At 46.6% G+C, this 20,682-nt stretch carries 21 protein-coding genes; all 21 read right to left on the bottom strand.

Translation table 11 applies throughout. From position 1 onward, the window contains the following. Position 1: 1 nt before the first annotated feature. Positions 2–2,101 carry a flagellar biosynthesis protein FlhA gene (gene flhA, locus KXJ80_RS09265; RefSeq protein WP_037420379.1) on the bottom strand — a complete coding sequence of 700 codons (2,100 nt, stop codon included), beginning with the start codon at positions 2,099–2,101 and terminating at the stop codon, positions 2–4. Positions 2,102–2,410: 309 nt separating this feature from the next. Then, positions 2,411–3,541, bottom strand: coding sequence for a flagellar biosynthesis protein FlhB (gene flhB, locus KXJ80_RS09260; RefSeq protein WP_218737121.1), 1,131 nt, complete (start codon positions 3,539–3,541; stop codon positions 2,411–2,413). Between the two features lie 17 nt (positions 3,542–3,558). Further along, positions 3,559–4,356, bottom strand: coding sequence for a flagellar biosynthetic protein FliR (gene fliR, locus KXJ80_RS09255; RefSeq protein WP_069453227.1), 798 nt, complete (start codon positions 4,354–4,356; stop codon positions 3,559–3,561). 4 nt (positions 4,357–4,360) lie between these two features. Continuing rightward, positions 4,361–4,630, bottom strand: coding sequence for a flagellar biosynthesis protein FliQ (gene fliQ, locus KXJ80_RS09250; RefSeq protein ID WP_037420368.1), 270 nt, complete (start codon positions 4,628–4,630; stop codon positions 4,361–4,363). A 17-nt stretch (positions 4,631–4,647) separates the two neighbouring features. After that, entirely contained in the window at positions 4,648–5,394 is a 747-nt protein-coding gene (fliP, locus tag KXJ80_RS09245; protein ID WP_370687101.1) for a flagellar type III secretion system pore protein FliP, read from the bottom strand. Next, entirely contained in the window at positions 5,391–5,798 is a 408-nt protein-coding gene (fliO, locus tag KXJ80_RS09240) for a flagellar biosynthetic protein FliO (protein ID WP_037424769.1), read from the bottom strand. The genes fliP and fliO overlap by 4 nt, the downstream gene beginning before the upstream one ends. A 33-nt stretch (positions 5,799–5,831) precedes the next feature. Beyond that, positions 5,832–6,206: a flagellar motor switch protein FliN gene (fliN, locus tag KXJ80_RS09235; RefSeq protein ID WP_037420360.1), complete on the bottom strand. Its 375-nt coding sequence runs from the start codon at positions 6,204–6,206 to the stop codon at positions 5,832–5,834. Positions 6,207–6,218: 12 nt separating this feature from the next. Next, entirely contained in the window at positions 6,219–7,250 is a 1,032-nt protein-coding gene (fliM, locus tag KXJ80_RS09230; RefSeq protein ID WP_037420356.1) for a flagellar motor switch protein FliM, read from the bottom strand. 40 nt (positions 7,251–7,290) lie between these two features. Continuing rightward, positions 7,291–7,812, bottom strand: a complete 522-nt coding sequence (gene fliL, locus KXJ80_RS09225; protein WP_037420354.1) for a flagellar basal body-associated protein FliL — start codon at positions 7,810–7,812, stop codon at positions 7,291–7,293. Positions 7,813–7,895: 83 nt separating this feature from the next. Continuing rightward, positions 7,896–9,521 (bottom strand): flagellar hook-length control protein FliK, encoded by a 1,626-nt coding sequence (locus KXJ80_RS09220; protein WP_259474665.1) that lies wholly within the window; start codon positions 9,519–9,521, stop codon positions 7,896–7,898. 159 nt (positions 9,522–9,680) lie between these two features. Further along, on the bottom strand, positions 9,681–10,127 hold the full coding sequence (gene fliJ, locus KXJ80_RS09215) for a flagellar export protein FliJ (protein WP_086903727.1): 447 nt from the start codon (positions 10,125–10,127) through the stop codon (positions 9,681–9,683). Between the two features lie 11 nt (positions 10,128–10,138). Next, on the bottom strand, positions 10,139–11,476 hold the full coding sequence (gene fliI / locus KXJ80_RS09210; protein ID WP_218737123.1) for a flagellar protein export ATPase FliI: 1,338 nt from the start codon (positions 11,474–11,476) through the stop codon (positions 10,139–10,141). Continuing rightward, a complete protein-coding gene (gene fliH, locus KXJ80_RS09205; RefSeq protein ID WP_218737124.1) occupies positions 11,445–12,407 on the bottom strand; it encodes a flagellar assembly protein FliH in 963 nt (320 codons plus the stop codon). The genes fliI and fliH overlap by 32 nt, the downstream gene beginning before the upstream one ends. Continuing rightward, positions 12,394–13,440, bottom strand: a complete 1,047-nt coding sequence (gene fliG, locus KXJ80_RS09200) for a flagellar motor switch protein FliG (RefSeq protein ID WP_011716417.1) — start codon at positions 13,438–13,440, stop codon at positions 12,394–12,396. The genes fliH and fliG overlap by 14 nt, the downstream gene beginning before the upstream one ends. Beyond that, positions 13,433–15,118, bottom strand: coding sequence for a flagellar basal-body MS-ring/collar protein FliF (gene fliF / locus KXJ80_RS09195; RefSeq protein WP_259474815.1), 1,686 nt, complete (start codon positions 15,116–15,118; stop codon positions 13,433–13,435). Before fliF ends, fliG begins: the two co-directional genes overlap by 8 nt. 44 nt (positions 15,119–15,162) lie before the next feature. After that, positions 15,163–15,501 carry a flagellar hook-basal body complex protein FliE gene (gene fliE / locus KXJ80_RS09190; RefSeq protein ID WP_011716415.1) on the bottom strand — a complete coding sequence of 113 codons (339 nt, stop codon included), beginning with the start codon at positions 15,499–15,501 and terminating at the stop codon, positions 15,163–15,165. Between the two features lie 175 nt (positions 15,502–15,676). Continuing rightward, the gene (locus KXJ80_RS09185; RefSeq protein WP_259474664.1) at positions 15,677–17,017 is read right to left on the bottom strand and encodes a sigma-54-dependent transcriptional regulator; all 1,341 of its coding nucleotides are present in this window, start codon (positions 17,015–17,017) and stop codon (positions 15,677–15,679) included. Beyond that, a complete protein-coding gene (locus KXJ80_RS09180; protein WP_011716413.1) occupies positions 17,010–18,092 on the bottom strand; it encodes a sensor histidine kinase in 1,083 nt (360 codons plus the stop codon). The genes KXJ80_RS09185 and KXJ80_RS09180 overlap by 8 nt, the downstream gene beginning before the upstream one ends. 108 nt (positions 18,093–18,200) lie before the next feature. After that, complete coding sequence (locus KXJ80_RS09175) at positions 18,201–19,634, bottom strand: sigma-54 dependent transcriptional regulator (protein ID WP_047539521.1); 1,434 nt, start codon at positions 19,632–19,634, stop codon at positions 18,201–18,203. A gap of 286 nt (positions 19,635–19,920) precedes the next feature. After that, positions 19,921–20,334 (bottom strand): flagellar export chaperone FliS, encoded by a 414-nt coding sequence (gene fliS, locus KXJ80_RS09170; RefSeq protein ID WP_037424797.1) that lies wholly within the window; start codon positions 20,332–20,334, stop codon positions 19,921–19,923. 6 nt (positions 20,335–20,340) lie between these two features. Continuing rightward, a complete protein-coding gene (locus tag KXJ80_RS09165) occupies positions 20,341–20,670 on the bottom strand; it encodes a hypothetical protein (RefSeq protein ID WP_037424799.1) in 330 nt (109 codons plus the stop codon). Positions 20,671–20,682: the final 12 nt, after the last annotated feature.

The following is a 20,682-nucleotide window of genomic DNA, read 5'->3' as shown; positions in this document are numbered from 1 at the left end:
TCTACTGGCCGACGGCAGATACGATGCGTATTTGCTTTTCATCGGGGATTTCTTGGTAAGAAATCACTCTGAGATTAGGAATAGTATATTTAACAAAGCGAGACAGGGTCGCACGTAACATACCAGACGTTAGCAAAATGGCAGGCTGTCCGACCATTTCTTGCTTTTGAGCGGCATCCGCTAAGGATTGTTGCATACGCTCCGCAAGACCTGGCTCGATATTGGGGCCATCGCCACCCGTTGCTTGCATTGATTGATGCAACATCTGTTCCAACTCTGGTGCCAAAGTTATGACGGGGATTTCGAGTTCAGGGCCAGAGATCTCTTGAACGATCATGCGCTTCAATGCGATACGCACCGCCGCTGTTAACACTTCAGTATCGTTACTCTTAGTGCCGTATTCTAACAAAGTTTGCACTATGGTACGCAAGTCTCTGACAGAAACTCCTTCATTTAATAGGTTTTGCATCACTTTTACGACATTTCCGAGCGGCATCACATCAGGAATAAAGCCATCCACCAACTTAGGCGAGTGTTTAGCAAGCATATCCATCAGTTGTTGCACTTCTTCGTAGCCTAAAAGTTTTGCTGCATTATTCGTCAATATTTGGCTGATATGAGTTGCCACTACCGTCGCGGCATCCACCACGGTATACCCTAAGGTTTGGGCATGTTCACGCAGTTCGGGGGCAATCCACACGGCTTCTAGACCAAAGGCAGGGTCACGGGTCTCAATGCCATCTAACTTACCGTACACTTGTCCTGGATTAATGGCGAGCTCGCAGTCATGGCGAATATCCGCCTCACCCACAACAACGCCCATAAGAGAAATACGATAGGCATTAGGCGAAAGGTCTAAATTGTCACGTATGTGAACCGCAGGAACCAAGAATCCCAATTCTTGCGAAAGCTTTTTACGTACGCCCTTGATCCGGCTGAGTAATTCTCCACCTTGACCTTTATCGACTAAGGGGATTAAACGGTAACCCACTTCAAGACCGATAGTGTCAACATGATGCACATCGTCCCAGCTAAGTTCCTTAGGCTCTCTTTCAGCTCTTTCCGTTGGGCCCGTTTTGACTTGTTCGAGGGCTTTGGCACGTTTAGCCTCATTACGTTTAAATATAAAATAAGCCGCACATCCCGTTAAAACGGCGAAACTTAAAAACGCCATGTGCGGCATTCCAGGCACAATCCCCATAACGAACAATACGCCAGCAGCAATCCCTAGCGATTTATGACTGTCAAACATCTGACTCATCAACATCTGACCCATATCGCCAGATTCATTTTGGCGAGTTACCATCAATGCCGCAGCAATTGACAGTAATAAGCCTGGGATTTGGGCGACTAACCCGTCACCTATTGTTAAGAGGGTATAAATTTCAACCGCTTGAGAGAATGTCAAACCATGCTGAACAATCCCGATAATAAAACCACCGAGAATGTTGATCACTAAAATCATGATACCAGCGATAGCATCGCCCTTAACGAACTTAGACGCACCGTCCATTGCGCCATAGAAGTCAGCTTCGCGGGTGACTTCAGCCCGTCTGGTTCTGGCTTGATCTTGATTAATAATGCCCGCATTTAAGTCAGCATCAATTGCCATTTGCTTACCGGGCATCGCATCTAAGGTAAAGCGAGCACTCACCTCAGCAATCCGGCCAGCACCTTTGGTAACAACAGCAAAGTTGATAATAATCAGAATGATAAATACAACTAGACCAACGGCATAGTTACCACCAATCACTACGGAGCCAAAGGCCTCAATCACCTTACCCGCCGCATCACCACCGTTGTGACCTTCGAGTAATACCACACGGGTCGATGCCACGTTAAGTGCAAGTCGAAGCAGTGTCGCAACTAATAAAACGGTTGGAAAGGCAGCAAAGTCTAAAGGTCTATCGGTGTAAATCGCGACCAAAAGCACAATCAAGGCTAAAGCAATGTTAAAGGAAAATAAGATGTCGAGTAGAAACGGGGGAATTGGCAGTACAATCATCGCCAATGCTGCAAGCACTAGTGCTGGCGTACCTATGCCCTTAAAAGAGCTTAGCTTCAACTGTTTTACTTGGCCTAGGGAGGCTTTAACATCCATTCACAGATACCTAAACTTTGACGTATAACAGCCTAAAAGCAAAAAGCACGCCAACAACTAACAATCAGGTAGTGAAGCTAATATGTAGCTAGCTAACTTTACGTTAGAGCACTATTTACTCGTTACTAGGACTTGTTGAGATTTCAAGATTACATTTTGTTCATTCTGGGGCGAAACGAAGAAAGATGTGTGGTTGTTCTACTCAAATGACGAGCAGCTTTTATGACAGAAAGTAAGAGTAAGGGCTTACCAGATAACTCCTGAGGGCTGCATTTAACTGCAAAAATAACCCTGAAACGTCAACACGCCCTAGTACTTCAGATCTTCAGGAATAGGTTGATTAACGGGGATAGGGATAGGTTTGCGGCCACGCCCTTTTTGATACTGCCTTAACTGGAATACATAAGCGAGTACCTGTGCTACCGCGGTAAATAGGCCTTCGGGGACTTGTTGATCAAGTTTCGTTGTATGGTAAATCGCCCGCGCAAGTGGTGGTGCAGTAACAATGGCAATATTATGCGCCCTTGCTACCTCACGAATTTTAAAGGCAACCTCATCGACGCCCTTAGCAATCACAAACGGTGCTGCAGAGCGCTTAACATCATATTTTATCGCCACTGCATAGTGCTCAGGGTTCACCACAATCACATCCGCATTGGGAACTTCGGCCATCATGCGTCGCTGCACTAATTCACGCTGCATTTGGCGGACTCGCCCTTTGACCTCAGGTTTACCCTCGGTATCTTTATACTCGTCTTTGACCTCCTGCTTAGTCATTTTCAGCTGTTTATTATGGTTCCAGATCTGAAATGGCACATCGATCACCACAATGAATAATACGGAAGAGCAAAGTAGGATAAACATCCATACCAGTAAATCTAAGGCGTGGTAGACATTCCCAGGAAGATGATCGGCAGAAAGGAGTAAAATATCATTAAAATAATGATTTAGAAGAAAATATGCCGCCAACGCAACAACAGAAAACTTAGCAATCCCCTTCGCTAATTCAACCAAGGCTTGCACACCAAACATCCGTTTAAAACCCGCAATCGGGCTCATTTTGCTGGCTTTAGGCATCATGGCTTGGGTAGAAAAATTCATTCCACCAAGGGACACGTTACCGATAAATGCCACCACCACAATCAGCAACATAATCTTAAGTAACGGCCAACCAATTTCGCCGCCGACAACGCCCCAGACATTAAACATTTGATTAGTATCAAAAATTGCAGATCTATCCATGGTAAACACACGTTCAAACACATTGGAAAGTGCTTTTGCAATACCAGGACCGAGCATATACAGTCCTGTTGCAGCCGAAAGCAGAACTGTGGCCGTACCTAATTCTTTGGAACGGGCAACCTGACCTTTTTCCCGCGCCTGTTCGAGGCGCCTCCCGGTGGGTTCCTCGCTGCGTTCGCCGCTACTTTCTTCAGCCATTACGCGTTCCTATCCGGTTAAAGTATGCCATCGGCTTGACACTGAAGCCCTAAAATATCACACAGCAAAAGCTGTGCCGATGCCCATACTTCATCGAAATGAGCCATAACAGGAGTTAAGGTTAACCATAAAATTAACAATCCACCGATCATCGTAATCGGAAAACCAATCGAAAAAATGTTTAGCTGTGGTGCAGCGCGGGTCATAACCCCAAAGGATAAATTGACTACCAATAACGCGATAATTGCTGACAGCGACATAGTTAATGCCGCACCAAACATATAAGACCCCCATTCCGCCAACGCGCGATAGCTGGTCAACGTTAATCCCACATTAGAAATCGGCAATGTATCAAAACTGGCAACAAGCATACGGATCATCAACAGATGACCATCAACAGCTAAAAAAATTAAGGTTGCGAGCAACAGGAAGAAGTTACCAATCACTGGAGTTTGTTGTCCTGAACTCGGATCAACCATAGAGGCAAAACCTAAGCTGGTCTGCATGCCGATAATCTGACCCGTTAACACAAAGGTTTGCATCACCATTTGGGTCACAAAACCCATGGCAACACCAATAATAATTTGCTGTGCAGTAATAAAAACGGCGCTTAAGGAAAAGAGTTCTGCATCCTTAACGGGCGGCAACACGGGGGCAATTGCGAGGGTTATGGCAATAGCAAGAAGTAAACGCACACGAGTGGGAGTTGTTGCCGCGCCAAACACCACCATAACCATCAGCATACTGGCGACTCGAAACAGTGGCCACATATACGAAGCAATGGTTTGCATTAACGTATCAAGCAGCAACTCCATGGGGTTAACCTACCACTTGAGGAATACGGTTAACCATTTCAATAAAGAAATCCATTAAGGTCTGTACTAACCAATGACCCATTAACATCAAAGCAAGCAAGGTCACAATAAGTCGAGGTAAAAAACTTAAAGTTTGCTCGTTAATTGAGGTCGCAGCTTGGAATACCGCCACAATTAAGCCAATGCCGAGTCCAGGCAAAACAATAGCCGAAACCATCATCACAATAACGGCTAGAGCTTCGCGAAAAATATCGATTAGCGCTTCTGGCGTCATCTCAGTACTCCGCCTGTCTAACCAAAGCTATTGGCTAAGGTGCCCATCACGAGCCCCCAGCCATCAACAAGTACAAACAGCATAATTTTAAAGGGCAATGACACAATCATAGGCGAGAGCATCATCATCCCCATGGCCATTAAGATACTGGCCACCACTAAATCGAGTACTAAAAAAGGTACAAACAACATAAAACCAATTTGAAAGGCCGTTTTGAGCTCGCTGGTGATAAATGCTGGCACAAGCACACTCATTGGTGCTTCTTCGGGTGAATTAATATTCTGGTAACCCGAAATATCGATAAAGGTTTTGAGATCCGTGGTACGCACTTGCCCCAACATAAATGCCCTTAACGGCTCTTTGCCCTTATCAAAGGCCTGTTGCAGAGTAAGCTGTTCATCAATATAAGGTTTTACCCCTTGATCATAAATTTTATCAAATACCGGCGCCATAATGAAAAAGGTCATAAACAAGCTCATACCGATTAAGACTTGGTTAGACGGTGTCTGCTGTAAACCAATCGCTTGGCGCAAAATGGAGAGCACCACAATGATGCGGGTAAAGGACGTCAACATAATGACCATGGCGGGTAAAAAACTCAGCGAAGTCATTAGCAATAGGATTTGCATGGTAACCGAATATTCGGTCGAACCATCGGTGGCGGTTTTTACGGTTACCGCAGGCAGTACACCATCGGCAGCGCCTACCGAGGTCGCAAACATCAGTGCACTGATCCCTATAAAAGTGAGTATGTACTTCATCATTGTTTTAATTTCGCCTGCCGTAGCTTGTCCGCAAAAGATACGGACTCAATTTCGATAGGCTCAGCTAATTTATCAATTAAATTAACTTGTTGCCCACTCACGCCAAGTAAATACTGCTGCTCACCCACTTGAACCAAAACAAGGCGCTCTTTCTGACCAAGGGATGTTACTGCAAGGGTTTTGAGCACACTATGATTGGTTGGCACTAAATTAAATCGCCTTAGCAGGTAAGCTAAGGCGAAAATAAGCAATAGAACTAAAATAAGCCCACCGAGCATACTCGCCGCTGCTGCCATTTGTGATGGCTCAGTCACTTTTGCTGTCGCCACTGCACCTTGGGTAGCCACTTCAGCGACACTCGCCTGAGCTGCTGACGCGGCATTGAGAATTACCGATGTGCTCATCTCGCTCCTTCAGGCTTTTCTTAATGAGTGATATTACTTAAGCTTTTTAATTCGCTCAGTCTGACTAATTACATCTGTTAAGCGAATACCAAATTTATCGTTTACCACCACCACTTCACCATGGGCGATAAGCGTGCCATTAACCATCACATCCAACGGTTCACCTGCAACTCTGTCGAGCTCAACCACTGAACCTTGGTTCAGCTGTAACAGATTACGGATACTGATGAAGCTGCGACCAACTTCCATCGAAATTGTCACAGGTATATCTAAAATGGTATCTAACTTAGCCGCTTCTGCCTTGCTAATCGGCTGTGAGTCATCCACTAGCTCATCAAGATCAACGGCATTAGCCTCTTCCAGAGCTTGTTCGGCCATCGCTGCTGCCCAATCATCATCTGTACTCATCTCACTCCACCTTTATAATTCTGATATGTCTCTAGCTTTGCCTTTACGCGTCACTAATTGTAATTCGGATTTGACCGTCTCAGGACGAGGGATTTTTTCGTAAATTTTAAGTGCTAGATTATCTCGTGAACGTCCCATTTTACAGCGGTAAGTCGGTAAGTCCTCAATTCTCATCATAATGTACTCTGGTAATTCAATAGGGATAATATCCCCAGCCTTAAAGTTCATTACATCTTTGAGTGTGAGTTCGTGCTCAACCACTGTGGCATCAAAGCCTACTTTAACGTCCATAATCTCGTCATGCAGCGCCTGCGACCAACGCATATCGGTATCTTGTTTATCACTCTGTACGCCCGCATCGAGTAATTCGCGGATTGGCTCAATCATCGAATATGGCATCGTGATGTGGAAATCACCGCCACCACCATCCACTTCGATATGGAAGGAGTTAATGACAACGACTTCAGTTGGACTGACAATGTTAGCCATCGCAGGGTTAACTTCGGAGTCTAAATAATCAAACTCCACATCCATCACGGGTGCCCAAGCATCTTTATAATCTTCAAAGATAATTTTAAGTAATAACTGCACAATACGCCGTTCAGTGGGGGTAAATTCCCGCCCTTCAATCTTGGCATGGAAACGGCCATCACCACCAAAAAAGTTATCCACCAAAATAAATACCAGTCGCGCTTCCATGGTAATCAGCGCAGTACCTTTTAGGGGGTGGAAACGTACCATGTTCAGACTGGTTGGGACGAATAGGGTATGTACGTACTCACCAAACTTGAGCATTTGCACGCCGTTGATCGACACTTCGGCCGCGCGACGCATCATGTTAAACATGCTGATCCGCAGGTGACGGGCAAAACGCTCATTAACAATTTCGAGCGTGGGCATACGACCACGCACAATCCGATCTTGGGAAGAAAAATCGTAGGAACGAGCCTCCTGCCCAGCGGCATCAAGCTCATCATCCTCTTCGACATCATCGACCCCGTGTAAGAGCGCATCAATTTCGTCTTGGCTTAATAAATCACTCACAGTATTGTCTTCGCCTCTTTAAGGTGCTGAAGATGAAAGGTTATTGCATGACAAAACCAGTAAAGAGCACTTTTTCAACGACTTTACGTCCCGTTACAGATTGCAACGTGTTTTGTACGCTCAACAGGGCTAATTGTCGTAATTCATCTTTACCCGCCTGTGTACTTAGCTTTTGCACATCGGCACCACTAAAAGTGGTTAGCAGCGCATCTTCAATCAATGGAATGTGCTTTTGGGTCAACACATCATCATCTTGACCTCTGACCATAAGTTGCACTTTGATTTCGACAAGCCGAGCGCGATCCGGTCCTGGAAGGTTAAATAAAAATGGGCGAGGCATCGGCACATAAGCTGCTAATGCTGGCTCAGCTGCCGGCGCAGCCGTTTCGGTTTTAGCACCTTCGGCCTCGACAGGAGCCTCTTCACTACTTCCAAGGAAAAACCAAAGCGCGCCACCAATTAATAGCGCAACAAAGACACCCACACCGATAAAAATAAATAGCTTCTTTTTACTTTTTGGTGCTTCAGTACTTTCAAGTTCTAGTGATTCTTCCTTGGCCATTTTCTGTTCTCTTTAATAGGCTAAATTTGGTAATGGGATTAAGGCTCAGTTTATAATCCACTTTGTTACTATAGGTTACCTGCTTAAGCGTAATAATCTATACCCGAATTTAAACTAGTTGCTTGATTTAAACCTAAATCGAGTTCTTCTGCCGAGAAATCATCCACATTTCCACCACTTGAACCGCCACTGTCTGCAAATCCTCCCTCACGGCGTTGTCCTTGGTCACCTTGAGAGACGTGACTGTCAGCGAGCTGCATGCCTTGTTCTTGTAATAATTCACGTAAACGAGGAATCGCTTGCTCAACCACATCGCGGGTCTGCGCCTGAGCAACATGGAATTGCACTTGCGTCTGCTCACCATGAACTTGTATTTTCACTATCATGTGTCCAAGTTCGGGTGGATCTAGGCGAATTTCAGCCTGTTGAATACCTTGGCTAACCATAGTGACAAGCTGCTGTTTCATCACAGGAGAAAAGCGCTGGATCATTTCCTGCATCTGATTTTGGTTTTCAACGCCTTGACGTAAGGAAAGATGAACCTGTGGTATCTCTTGGCGTTGAATTTGCTGGTTAGCTAAAGAGTGTTGTATCGATACCGCTTTAAAATCAACAGGCTTAAACTCTGTAACAGATTCTTCATGACCAGTATCGAGTGAAGATAAGGCGTTTTCTTGCCGCGAATCCAGTGTGACGGCTAACTTGGCATCTTTTAACAATAATCCTGCCGAAATTTCGGCGCGTGAAGGATTGTCGTCAATAGCATTAGGCTCAACCGAAACCGCACCTAAGGTATTAAGCTCTTTAGTCGTAGAGTTTAATATCACGGCATCAGCATCGGTAACTGACACATTAGCTGTATTAATTGACGGTGACTGTCCAACCGTTGGTGAAGTCGTTTTATCAGTTGATAGGAGCGACAGATTGCTCGACTTATTGCTTAGTTCAGCCTCTTTCGCCTCTAACTTGTTAGCTTCAGAGATAGATTCCCCTTCAATCGGTAAAATGGGGGTTTCTGGCGGTTTAACCCATTTTTCAGTTCGCATCTCTGCAAGCATTGATGCATCATCTATAAGCGTATCATCGGTCGAAGCGCCAGTCTTATCCACAGTTTCAGTATTCGCCGTTGCAATCAAACCTACTGTATTAATTGACTGATTTTGTTTATTTATAATATCTTCTGGAAGTGCAGATGCTCGTTCTTGTTGAAAAACAAATGTACCCGTTTGCTCTAAAACTTGTGCATCTAATGTATCATTCGTTAAGGTAACTTCATTTGACTGAGCAAATTTCGCTAGCTCATCTAAAAAAGTTGGCTTGATAGTCTCTTCCGTTGGTAAATCGCCATCCTCTGTTGCAGGCGCTAAGATGCTAGCGGCATCTTCTGTCGTTAATTGAGCTTCAAGCGGCAAAGAGTCGCTCGGAGCGGCCGCTTTCTTCATCTCATTTGCCATACCAATCTGGGCAAAAATCAAGTTGATATCGGCTTCATCATCAGTGTTGGTATCGTCAGGGCTGGCTTCCACTTTGGCAGATTTGACGGCCACATCCTGAGACACAGGGGTTTTAGTCGAGGGGGAAGATACGGATGTGACTGAAGCCAACGCTGCAGAAAAGTCTTCACTATTAGTATCTTGAGTCAATGCTTTACTTGAGCTAGCGCTATTTTTCGCGCTTGACGCTAATAGGATATTGTTCATTTGTTGCATATCAGCTCCTAAACATTCACCCGAAGACATACAAACGTGCGGGCAAACGTCAATTTATGCGGCTTTGGCCATCTCTGGCATAAAGCAAGCAAATAAAGTGCCAATAAGTGAGGGTTACATGTCGAAGAAACAACTTACACACGCAATGGCGAGCTTGGGTTAGGGTTTATTGCGGCGAAAAAACTGCTGAGAAGCAAATTCATCGGTCATCTTTTGTTCTTTTTTCAACTCAAGAGCTTGGCGTTTTTTCTCTTTATTATCCAAGAGCAGTTCAACCGCCTTGCGTTTCTTTTGCTTGTCGAGCCAATGCTGCTGACGATAATATTTCTGTTTCTCACCATCGGCGACCACACGATTTTGCTGGGCGATGGCCTCATCGATTTGCCGAATAAAACGGTGGAATTGGTGATAATGGCTGGCGCTAATGGCTTGGCCCTGCTGAGACTGCATCTGCTTCATATAATCCAAGCGATAGTTATTTAGCGCATCAAGCTGATTTTGGCGCTTTTGGCACTCAAGTTGTGCCGACTTGAGCAGCAGCGCAGCCTGTTCCTCGGCATCGAGGGCTAACTTTAATACGAGTAATAGGGGATCGGCATTCGCCATAACGGCCTCAATTATTTACATTGCGCAGCGAGTTGCCCGAGCATCATTTGACTATCAGCAAAGCTAAAGGCATCACGCATGGTCTGCCGTAAAAAGGCATTCATCGCAGGTTGCAGGCGTATAGCGTTATCGATTCGCGGATCGCTGCCTTGGGCATAGGCACCAATCGAAATCAGATCCTTATTCTGTTGGTAGAGGGAATAAGTCTGCTTGACGCGGCGCATGGCTTCTAAGTGCTCGCTCGAAATCACCATTGGGGCCACACGGCTGATCGAAGCCTCAATATCGATTGCGGGATAATGCCCAGAATCCGCCAGCGAGCGTGAAAGCACAATATGTCCATCGAGGATCGCCCGAGAAGCATCGGCAATCGGATCCTGTTGATCGTCGCCCTCGGTCAGCACAGTATAAAATGCGGTGATAGAACCTTGTCCAGGCCCACCATTACCCGCCCGCTCAACCAAGCGTGGCAATTTAGCAAATACCGAAGGCGGATAACCTTTAGTTGCCGGCGGTTCACCTACGGCCAGAGCAATCTCACGCTGCGCTTGGGCGTAACGAGTCAGACTATCCATTAATAACAATACGTTATAGCCTAAATCACGAAAATACTCAGCGATACGAGTCGAAGTTTCACAGGCGCGAAGGCGCATCAAGGGTGAGGTATCGGCGGGCGCCGCCACCACAACAGAGCGTGCTCTGCCCTTTTCACCGAGGATTTCTTCAATAAATTCTTTAACTTCGCGGCCACGCTCCCCGACGAGTCCCACCACAATGATGTCAGCTGTCGTGCCCCGTGTCATCATCCCTAACAGCACACTCTTACCCACACCCGAGCCTGCAAATAGGCCCATACGTTGGCCCTTACCAACGGTGAGCATGGCATTGATGGCGCGCACACCCACATCGAGTGGTTCGGTAATCGCACGGCGAGAAAGTGGGTTGATGGCGTTACTGTGCCTTGGCGCCTGCTGTTCGGTCGATAACGCGCCAAGACCGTCTAACGGCACACCATTACCATCGAGCACGCGTCCCAATAGGGATAAGCCCACACTCAGCCCCGCTTGCTCACCGAGGGGGACGACACGGGCGCCGGGTAACACGCCGCGTAATTCCTCAATCGGCATAAGGTACAGCAGTTCATCGTCAAAACCGACGACTTCGGCAATCAACTCTCCAGCCATGGTTTCGATAGAGCACAGGCTGCCCACGGGCGCACGGCAACCACTCGCCTCTAAGGTTAAACCTACCACGCGCACAAGTTGACCACTGGCGACGGCTCGAAATGGCGGGACTTTGTCGATGCAATGATTCAGTTTATTCAGCAGTTGATGGCGGCGATTTTGCATCTTGCTCTCCATCAGCTTGCGACTCTGTACTCAGGGACTCGGTGCTCTGCGCCTCGTCACCTAGCTCAGCACCCGATAGCACTTTTGCGGCGTTTTCCTCATCGAGAACCGCTTGCCGTTGTTGCTGCTGATGACTCAAATGGAACTGTTGATTACGTAATGACTCAAACACCGCATCGATGCGCGACGACAGGGTTAAATCCACCAGCGAGCGTTGGCTGCTGATAATGCAATCCCCAGAATTTAAGCTGGGATCGGCCTCTAACTGCCACTGATTACGGTTTAATTGGGTACTGGTATATAGCTGCTCCACCAAGGCGACATCATCGGGATGCATGCGAATACTGACGCTTTGCTCCTTGATTGGCAGAGATTCGACCCCTAAACGTAGCGCCGACAGGATTTGTTCTGGATGAGTTTTAAGTTCATGACCAATCACAGATTTGGCCAGCGCCATAGTGAGTGTCATTAAGGAATGTTCAATATCGCCATCGAGTAACTGCAATGGCTTTTCAAATTGGCTTAACAGCCCTTCGAAGCGGCTGACTAATGCCTTGGCTTCAGCAAGCCCAGCCTCAAGCCCTTGCTCATGACCTTGGGCGAGGCCCTCGGTATGGCCTTGCTCTAAACCTTCGAGTCTGCCCTGCTCCAGTCCTTCGGCATAACCTTGCGTCTTACCTTCGTTAAAACCTTCTTCTTCGGCTTGAGCGCGAATATCTTCAATTTCCGCCATGGTAGGTGGCGCAATGGTTTCGGCGGCCACCGCCTTGGGCGCTTGCTGCGGCGAATAACCAAAGAGGTTTGAAATACTCACCTCTTCGGTTTGGGTCACATCGGGTAATTGCCAATGGCTGAACTCGATCTCCGAGTCGCTGACGACCCGATGGGACAATTTATTGTCGCTATTGTCACTCCGATTAGAGGAACTCATCGCCGCCACCGCCGCCTAACATGATTTCACCGCTGTCACTTAATCGACGCGCAATTGACAGAATTTCTTTTTGGGCGATTTCCACTTCGCTGATCCGGATTGGGCCCATGGCCTCTAAATCGTCACGCAGCAATTCGGCGGCCCGTTTTGACATATTGCCCAATATTTTGTCTTTGAGCTGATCGTCTGCACCTTTCAGCGCCTTCATCAATACATCCTGCTGCACTTCACGCAGCAAGGTTTGGATACCACGGTCGTCCACATCGATCAGGTTTTCGAATACGAACATTAAGTCTTGGATTTGCTGCGCCATTTCCTCGTCGGTTTCGCGCATGGTTTCCATCAACTGACTTTCGACCCCCGTATCGAGGTAGTTCATAATGTTGGCCGCCGCCTTTAGACCGCCCATCTTCGCTGCTTGCGCGCCGCCTTGACCGGCGAATTGCTTCTCCATGATGTCGTTTAATTCCTGCAATGCCGCAGGTTGCACTTCTTCAAGGTTAGCAATACGCATCATTAAGTCTAAGCGGGTATTCTCTGGGAACTGGCCGAAAATTTCCGCCGCTTGATCTGGCTCTAAATACGATAAAACAATGGTTTGGATCTGTGGATGTTCGTTTTGGATGATAGTCGCGACTTGGCGCGCATCCATCCATTTAAGCGAGTCCAAACCTTTGGCGCCGCTGCCCATGATAATTTGTTCAATCAAATTACCGGCTTTGTCTTCACCTAGAGCCGCGGTTAACGCCTTACGGACGAACTCTTCGCTGTTAAAGCCAATAGAAGAATACTTTTGAATATCATCGAGAAACAGCTTATGCACTCCGATGACTTTTTCCTGCCCAAAGTCTTCCATGGCCGCCATCGCCATACCGACCTTTTGCACTTGTTTAGGTTCTAAGTGCTTTAAAATAGAGGCGGCATCGGCTTCACTCAAACTTAACAGTAAAATCGCCGTTTTTTCGATGCCACTGAGATCCTTAATATTGAAACTTGAGGTTTCAGCGGCGTCTTTTGATTTATTCTCAGCCATTGTCTTGTAACCAGTTTTTCACGACTTGGGTTGAAAGCTCGGGCTCATTGGCCACAAGCGCACGGATAGCTTTAATCATATCATCATCTTTATGCAGATTAGGGATAAGAATTGAGCCATCGTCGGCATAACTATACTCTGCTTCTTTGGTATTGAGCATCCCTAAGGTGTCGGCAGCGTATTGATCCTCAATCTCGGCCAGCTCATTACCCAATCTTGAATCTTCAGGCATGTTCACACTGTCTGGGTAGATTAAGCGTTTCAGCATTGGGCGCACCACAGCAAGGATCAGCACTAAGATAACTAAGGCACCGATACCTAACTTAACGGCACGCCAGAACCAAGGCTGTTCCCAAAGCTCAGGCGCAGGTACATCTTCAACCAATTGATCCATAAAGGGAACAGTGACCACCTCTAAAACATCACCACGCTGCGCGCTAAAGCCTACCGCGCCTTCCAGTAAACGGCGGATATTGGTGAGCTCTTGCTCAGTGCGGGCAACGCGCGCCACTTGACCATTTTCACCCGCAGCGCCCGGTTTAAAGTCCACGGCTACTGACACACTGACGCGGCGCACTACGCCAATTTGCTGACGGGTATGGCTGATGGTGGTATCTAACTCAAAATTACGGGTCGCTTCGCGGTGCGAGTTACCTGCCGTCACGCTTTCTGTCGCCTTGGTCGCATCCTGAGGAATATTTGACTCCATCGGAGGTTGGTTCGACAACGCGCCAGGAATACCGCCAGTTGAACCGCCTGTCGAATTATTCTCAACAGTCATTTCGCTACGCAGCGACGGTAAGTCAGGGTTAAAACGTTTAGCGGTTTGCTCAACCGCGGTGAAATCCATGCTCACATCCACTTGGGAGGTGAAATTATCTGGGCCAAGGATGGGCGAGAGAATCGAATCAATCTTGGTTCGGTATTCGGCTTCTTTTTGTTGAACCAACTCAAGCTCGCGGCGCGCCCTGGCAGAGATGCCATCTTGGCTGCCAGAGTTCAGTAAACGGCCGTTAGAATCTGTGACGGTAACGCGAGATGGCTCTAGGCCCTGAACGGCAGAAGCGACGATATCCACAATCGCATCGACCTCTCCTTGGCCTAAACCGCCACGACGAGTGTTAATTACAACTGTTGCACTTGGCTGAGAAGTATTACGGGCAAATACGTTTTCTTTGGGGAGTGCCAAAATCACTTTAGCGCGGCTTACGCTTTGTAACTGTTCAATCGCGCGGGCGAGGTTTTCCTCTTGGCTATGCTTGAGGCGAGCCTGCTCCATTCTTTGGCTCACACCAAAACCACTGTCTTGGGTGAGAAAGTCTTTGTTTGAGGCGGCGGCACTATCAATACCCGCACGGCTCAGCATCATTTTAACTTCTTGGTATTTGTCCTCGGGTACCTTCACGACGTCAACATCGATTTGATACTTGATCTTATTTTTATCAAGCACGTCGAGCACTTGCACCATTTCTTGAGTTTCCATTTTACCCAATGGACGGTACTCAGGTTCCTGTGCCCAGATCATGACGAACACGGCTAACGCCAAACAAATGGCGAGGGCTAAAATCATGGTGATTTGACGCATCATATCGACGCCACCGAGACTCCCCAGCACGCCGGATTTATTTTCCTGTTGGACCCCTTGGTCCATTACGCCGGCATTCGATCCGACAATCATTTCTGTGCTCACGATTCGTACCTGCTAATTGCGTTATTCAAGGCCTAAACAGGCATGCTCATTATTTCTTTATAAGCTTCAACGAGCTTATTGCGCACTTGGACTGTGGCTTCAAAGGCAACACTGGCCTTTTCGCGGGCGATAACAGTATCAGAAAGGCTCACGGTGGTATCACCCATTTCTAAGCGAGTCGAGAGGTTAGATGAGGTTGACTGCAAACCACTCACATTACCAATGGCTTGTGAAAGTAGCTGGCCAAAGTCAGCACCACTGGTGTTATTCACTTGCTGCACAATATTATTAGGTGAAATCCCAAAAGAGGGTTTGATTTCACCTTGAAGTGACTGCATTTCTTGCAGTAATGAATTCGCGCCAATTTGCATGTCGTGCTCCCCATCGTCGAGTTATTGACGATTAAACTCTCAAGATAACGAGGATATGCAAAACTACGGCCAAGTTTTTACTTGGCCGAGCTAAAAAGAATTGCAGAGGTCATAGGTGTGAAATCGCCAAAGGATAACCAGTGGCGATGGTGCTAGAAAGGTTGCAAAACTCGACTTAGTTGGGCAATTGAATCCCCATATCGCGCATTCTGGCCATCTTGTATCTTAAGGTGCGCGCACTGATCCCAAGTTTTTCGGCAACCAGCTTACGACTACCTTGGCATTGCGCTAAGGTTTCGAGAATGATCACATGCTCCTGCGCTTTTAACTCTTCACCTAAACCTTCCGGCTCGTTGGCGTATTCGGCGTCATCGGATGACAGAGGCACATCTTGGGCATCGATAATAATATCGTTGGCACTAATCACAGCCCCAGCACGTAAAATTAACGCGCGTTGGACAACGTTATCCAACTCCCGCACATTACCCGGCCAGCGGTGACTGAGTAAACGACGACAAGCAGCTTCATCAAACTCTGGTAAATCAAGCACATTTAGTGCCTTTGCGTGTTTTGTGAGTAAATGCCGAGCTAAGGGTAAAATATCCGCAGGCCGTTGATTCAGCGCAGGCCACGTCAATGGAAACACGTTAATGCGATAATAGAGATCTTCCCTAAATTGCCCCGCGGCAACTACGGCTTTTAAATCACGATTTGAGGTTGCTAGCACTCTCACATCCAGCTTGATGGTTTTACGGCCGCCTAACCGCTCTACTTCACGCTCTTGCAATACGCGCAGCAGTTTGGCCTGTAACCCTAAATCCATCTCTGAAATTTCATCGAGTAATAAAGTTCCGCCCTGTGCTTGTTCGAATTTACCGGGGCAAGCTTGGTAAGCACCGGTAAAGGCGCCCTTTTCATAACCAAATAATGTGGCTTCAAGCATATTCTCGGGGATGGCCGCACAGTTGATGGCCACAAAGGCCTCGTCAGCACGGCTACTATGTTGATGAATATAACGGGCTAACACTTCTTTACCCGAACCACTTGGCCCAAGGATCATCACAGAAGCATCGGATGCTGCCACCCGCTGTGCCAGAGACAAGAGCGCAAGACTCTTTTCATCGGCAACCACAGGTTGATCGCTATTTTGTTTGAGTGGTAAATAGCGGGAAACTTGATTGAGCAACACCTCTGGAGCGAAGGGTTTTGCCAGATAATCGACGGCGCCCAATTTAATTGCACTGACAGCACTGCCTATAGTGGCGTACGCCGTCATTAACAGCACGGGCAATTTGGGATGATGTTGCTGTAAGTAATTTAATAAGCCTAAGCCGCCAATGCCCTGCATCTGCACATCGCTGATCACAAGATCAAATTGATGTTGTTTTAGTACGATTATGGCTTCTTCACCTGATGCCACATCAATACAGTCGTATTGCGCCAACATTAAGGTATCGAGCAAAGCCTCACGCAGGGAGGCATCGTCTTCGACTAAGAGTAATTTGGCTTCAGACATAGGGTTTCTCCAGCGGCAATACAGCAGCCGATTTCGCCTGCGGGAAGGTTAGCGACACAGTACAACCCTTATTGGGCATGCAGCTTAATTGCAGTTGGCCGCCATGATTACGCACCACAGACTGTACAACGGCTAAGCCTAAACCTGTCCCCTGAGCTTTAGTGGTAAAGAAAGGTTCCAACACTTTTTGTTGCATCTTAGCATCCAACCCTTTGCCATTATCGATGACATTGAGATGTAACTGTTCATTGCTATCACTAGCAACGATTTGGATCTGCGTTGCCCCGGCTTCAAGACTGTTCATCACGAGGTTATTGACGGCTGAACTGAGCGCATTCACATTCGCCAGCATTAAGCTATTAGAAATATTGGTTACCGCCAGTTCAGCGCCATGCTTAGCAACTATTGGTTCACAGTTAGCAACAACATTCTCGATAACATCATTAAGATTAATCAGTTCGCCCAGCTCATCTTGACGTCCTTTGGCCATCAGCAGCATATCGTTCACTTGGCGTTCAAGCTCATTGAGTCTATCCACTAATTTCTGCTGAAATTTTGCCTTAGCAGATTCCGATAATTTGGGACTGGCCAGATTAGCAGCATATAACAGTGCAGCCGACAATGGCGTACGCACCTGATGCGCCAGCGTCGCCACCATTTTGCCGAGGGCTGACAGGCGCTGCAGATGGGAAAGATTCTTTTGCAGTAGACGAGTTTCGGTCAGATCCGTCAGCACAATTAATTGGCCAGGTTCCGGCGTTAATGGGGTAATCGCAAATTTGACTCGGCGGCCATTGCGTAATGAGACTTCATGGCCATCATCGTCCTGTGGCGCAAACGCCGTATGGATCACATCAATCCAGCGGGCGCCGCATAACGACTGCTCCAGCAATTCGACGGCTACGGGGTTTGCATCGGTGACAATACCATCACCGTTCAAAATCACCACGCCAGAGGGCATAGCCTGTAAAATATGCTCCATCCGATTGGACATATTGGCGGCCTCACGCAGTTGGTTCCATTGTTTGCTAGTGTGCTTGAATGTTTCAATTTGCGCTAGTGGATGAGCAGACATAGTCACTCCGTCAAAAAATTGCTTATGACGGAGTGTTTGCAGATTCTATGCCAAATTAGGAAATGAATTTAGATAGATAAAACAATAAGATAAATAACATCAAAATGACTATTCTTTCGTCATTCCGTACTTACGCATTTTCTCAACCAAGGTAGTACGGCGAATACCGAGCATTTCTGCAGCACGCGCAACGACGTTATCCTGCAGCTCTAACGCCTGACGAATCATATCGATTTCAAGCTCAGCCAGCAGATCCTTGAGGTTAACGCCTTCAGGTGGTAACTCACTGGGGAAACGCGTTTCAGGAATTTCTACTGGCTCTTCGCTGGTGAAAATCGAAGCGAGCGCATCACGTTCTTGCTGCTCTTCACTGAGTTCGACACTATACTCAGGCACATCAATATGACGATACTTTATCGGCAAGTCGTTCACATCGACTAAACCGCCTGGATATAAAATCGTTAGGCGTTCAACAAGGTTAGATAACTCCCGGACGTTACCTGACCAAGCATGTTCTTTTAACGATTCAATAGCACGCTGAGTAAAACGAACTTTGCCACGCCCCTCGTTATAGACACGACTCACTAACTCTTGCAGCAGTAAAGGAACATCATCCTTACGCTCACTTAATGCTGGCATTTCGATCGGGAAGACGTTAAGGCGGTAATAAAGATCTTCACGGAACTCATTGCTGCTGATCATAGTTTCAAGATCCCTATGGGTTGCCGCTACGACACGTACATCAGCATTAATCGTTTTAGTTCCCCCAACACGCTCAAAGACACGTTCTTGCAACACGCGCAGCAATTTTACCTGCATTTGCAAAGGCATGTCGCCAATTTCATCGAGGAACAGCGTGCCACCTTCGGCAAGTTCGAAACGGCCCTTACGAGAACTAATTGCCCCAGTAAAAGAGCCCTTTTCATGGCCAAATAATTCACTCTCCAATAACTCAGGCGGAATCGCGCCACAGTTAACCGGAATAAAAGGACCATCTCGGCGCTCAGATAAATAATGAATGTTCCGAGCAACCACTTCCTTACCTGTCCCCGACTGACCCAGGACTAATACAGTGGCATCAGAGGTGGCGACTTGGCTAATCAAGTGACGCACATTGGCAATGCCTTCACTACGACCCACTAAGCTACGAAACAGTTTGGTTTGATTTGCACTGGTTGGGACTTGTGGACGTTTGACTTGCCCATAAACCTGACAAAAATGCAGGAGTTCGGTTAGTTGTGGGTAGTTTAATGGCTCTTCAATGTGACCCAGTACATTCGACACTTGCAGATCATCTACATTGCCAAATAACAAAATGGGTTGCCATGGGTACTGACTCGCAAGTGACTTGAGAGCATCAGCTGGCATGTTATCAGCAGTGACCACTAAAGCGCGGAACCGGGTATCTTGCAGACAAAGACTTAACTTTTCGATGGCGACGATTTCAATCTGCTCACCCAAAAATTCAAAAATGCAACACAGGCGACTTAAGCGCTCTGATGGGGTTCCGACAAGTAAAATTCGTTGATCTGTTTGCATCATTCAGTAGGCCGTAAAGCTCTAATATGTATTAATTTGCATTAATTATTTTATGATTAGTTGCTGTAAAAGCTTAACAAATTCAATGTAACAATCTGTGCCACCATCACTACTGTGATGAATATTGTATTATCAGCAGTCGAGAAGCAAGCCTCGAATGCCGATTCTGCCAAACTGAATTGATTTTAGTTCATTTAAGCTATGATTCTAGCTAAAAAGGTCAATTAATTGACACAAGACAAAAAAGACGCACTTTAGGGTGCGTCTTTTTTATTACTTAAAAGTAGGGTTAACGAGCTTCTTCAGTATGGGAAGATATATTGTGTTTATCTACAGGGATGGCATCCCACCCTTCTTTGATGGTTCGTAAAATATCACAAACATCATCAATGGCCTTTACATCGTTATTGAGGTTAGCTTCAGAAATCTTACGTAACATAAAATCGTATAACTCACTCAAATTTTTAGCTATTTGCCCACCGGCATCCATATTTAAACTATTACTCAATCCGGTAATAATACCGATAGCTTTATTAATATAAATACCTTTATTGGCCAAATCATTTTGCTCAATAGCGTAACGGCTTTGTGCCAAACGTTGCAGCGCTCCAGCAAACATTAACTGAATGATTCGATGCGGTGAAGCTACAGTGATCTCACTTTCTAACGAAACCTTACGATATGATTGCAGCGATCCTCTCATAAATACCTACCTGTTTGAATCTATAGTCTCGTAAACACTGATCTTGCGCTTATTCTTACTGCCCGCATGTAATAATGCTTGCCTGTCCGCCATGATGTGATTTGCCTTAATAGTGAACTCTTTAGTGAGGTCAAGCTGACACTGAAGATAATCAGCGTCCGTCATGCTAGCATCAGCCACTAATACATTGAGTAAAAGTTGACGCTCTCCAACGAGTACCTGCAAATTTGACACCAACTCGTCAGTTTGAGGATATTCTGCGGGGATGCGAGTTAACTGATTCAATGTGTCGCTGAGCGTTATATTAAGTTCATTAAGTTCATTAAGTTGTTTCACTAGACGTTTCCT

The sequence above is a fragment of the Shewanella xiamenensis genome, from assembly GCF_024971755.1.
In the GTDB taxonomy this organism is placed as follows: Bacteria; Pseudomonadota; Gammaproteobacteria; order Enterobacterales; family Shewanellaceae; genus Shewanella; species Shewanella xiamenensis.
The sequence above is the reverse complement of the archived record's forward strand: the minus strand, read 5'-3'. Positions and strand labels throughout refer to the sequence as shown.

Bases quoted from the DNA above. Each gene is read 5' to 3' on its own strand.
- fliS (WP_037424797.1), bottom strand. From the start codon at position 20,334: ATGAGAGGATCGCTGCAATCATATCGTAAGGTTTCGTTAGAAAGTGAG.
- KXJ80_RS09220 (WP_259474665.1), bottom strand. From the start codon at position 9,521: ATGCAACAAATGAACAATATCCTATTAGCGTCAAGCGCGAAAAATAGC.
- fliL (WP_037420354.1), bottom strand. From the start codon at position 7,812: ATGGCCAAGGAAGAATCACTAGAACTTGAAAGTACTGAAGCACCAAAA.
- fliF (WP_259474815.1), bottom strand. From the start codon at position 15,118: ATGATTGTCGGATCGAATGCCGGCGTAATGGACCAAGGGGTCCAACAG.
- KXJ80_RS09175 (WP_047539521.1), bottom strand. From the start codon at position 19,634: ATGATGCAAACAGATCAACGAATTTTACTTGTCGGAACCCCATCAGAG.
- KXJ80_RS09180 (WP_011716413.1), bottom strand. From the start codon at position 18,092: ATGTCTGCTCATCCACTAGCGCAAATTGAAACATTCAAGCACACTAGC.
- fliJ (WP_086903727.1), bottom strand. From the start codon at position 10,127: ATGGCGAATGCCGATCCCCTATTACTCGTATTAAAGTTAGCCCTCGAT.
- fliN (WP_037420360.1), bottom strand. From the start codon at position 6,206: ATGAGTACAGATGATGATTGGGCAGCAGCGATGGCCGAACAAGCTCTG.
- fliO (WP_037424769.1), bottom strand. From the start codon at position 5,798: ATGAGCACATCGGTAATTCTCAATGCCGCGTCAGCAGCTCAGGCGAGT.
- fliP (WP_370687101.1), bottom strand. From the start codon at position 5,394: ATGATGAAGTACATACTCACTTTTATAGGGATCAGTGCACTGATGTTT.
- fliQ (WP_037420368.1), bottom strand. From the start codon at position 4,630: ATGACGCCAGAAGCGCTAATCGATATTTTTCGCGAAGCTCTAGCCGTT.
- KXJ80_RS09185 (WP_259474664.1), bottom strand. From the start codon at position 17,017: ATGTCTGAAGCCAAATTACTCTTAGTCGAAGACGATGCCTCCCTGCGT.
- fliH (WP_218737124.1), bottom strand. From the start codon at position 12,407: ATGAGTTCCTCTAATCGGAGTGACAATAGCGACAATAAATTGTCCCAT.
- flhB (WP_218737121.1), bottom strand. From the start codon at position 3,541: ATGGCTGAAGAAAGTAGCGGCGAACGCAGCGAGGAACCCACCGGGAGG.
- fliI (WP_218737123.1), bottom strand. From the start codon at position 11,476: ATGCAAAATCGCCGCCATCAACTGCTGAATAAACTGAATCATTGCATC.
- fliE (WP_011716415.1), bottom strand. From the start codon at position 15,501: ATGCAAATTGGCGCGAATTCATTACTGCAAGAAATGCAGTCACTTCAA.
- fliR (WP_069453227.1), bottom strand. From the start codon at position 4,356: ATGGAGTTGCTGCTTGATACGTTAATGCAAACCATTGCTTCGTATATG.
- fliG (WP_011716417.1), bottom strand. From the start codon at position 13,440: ATGGCTGAGAATAAATCAAAAGACGCCGCTGAAACCTCAAGTTTCAAT.
- flhA (WP_037420379.1), bottom strand. From the start codon at position 2,101: ATGGATGTTAAAGCCTCCCTAGGCCAAGTAAAACAGTTGAAGCTAAGC.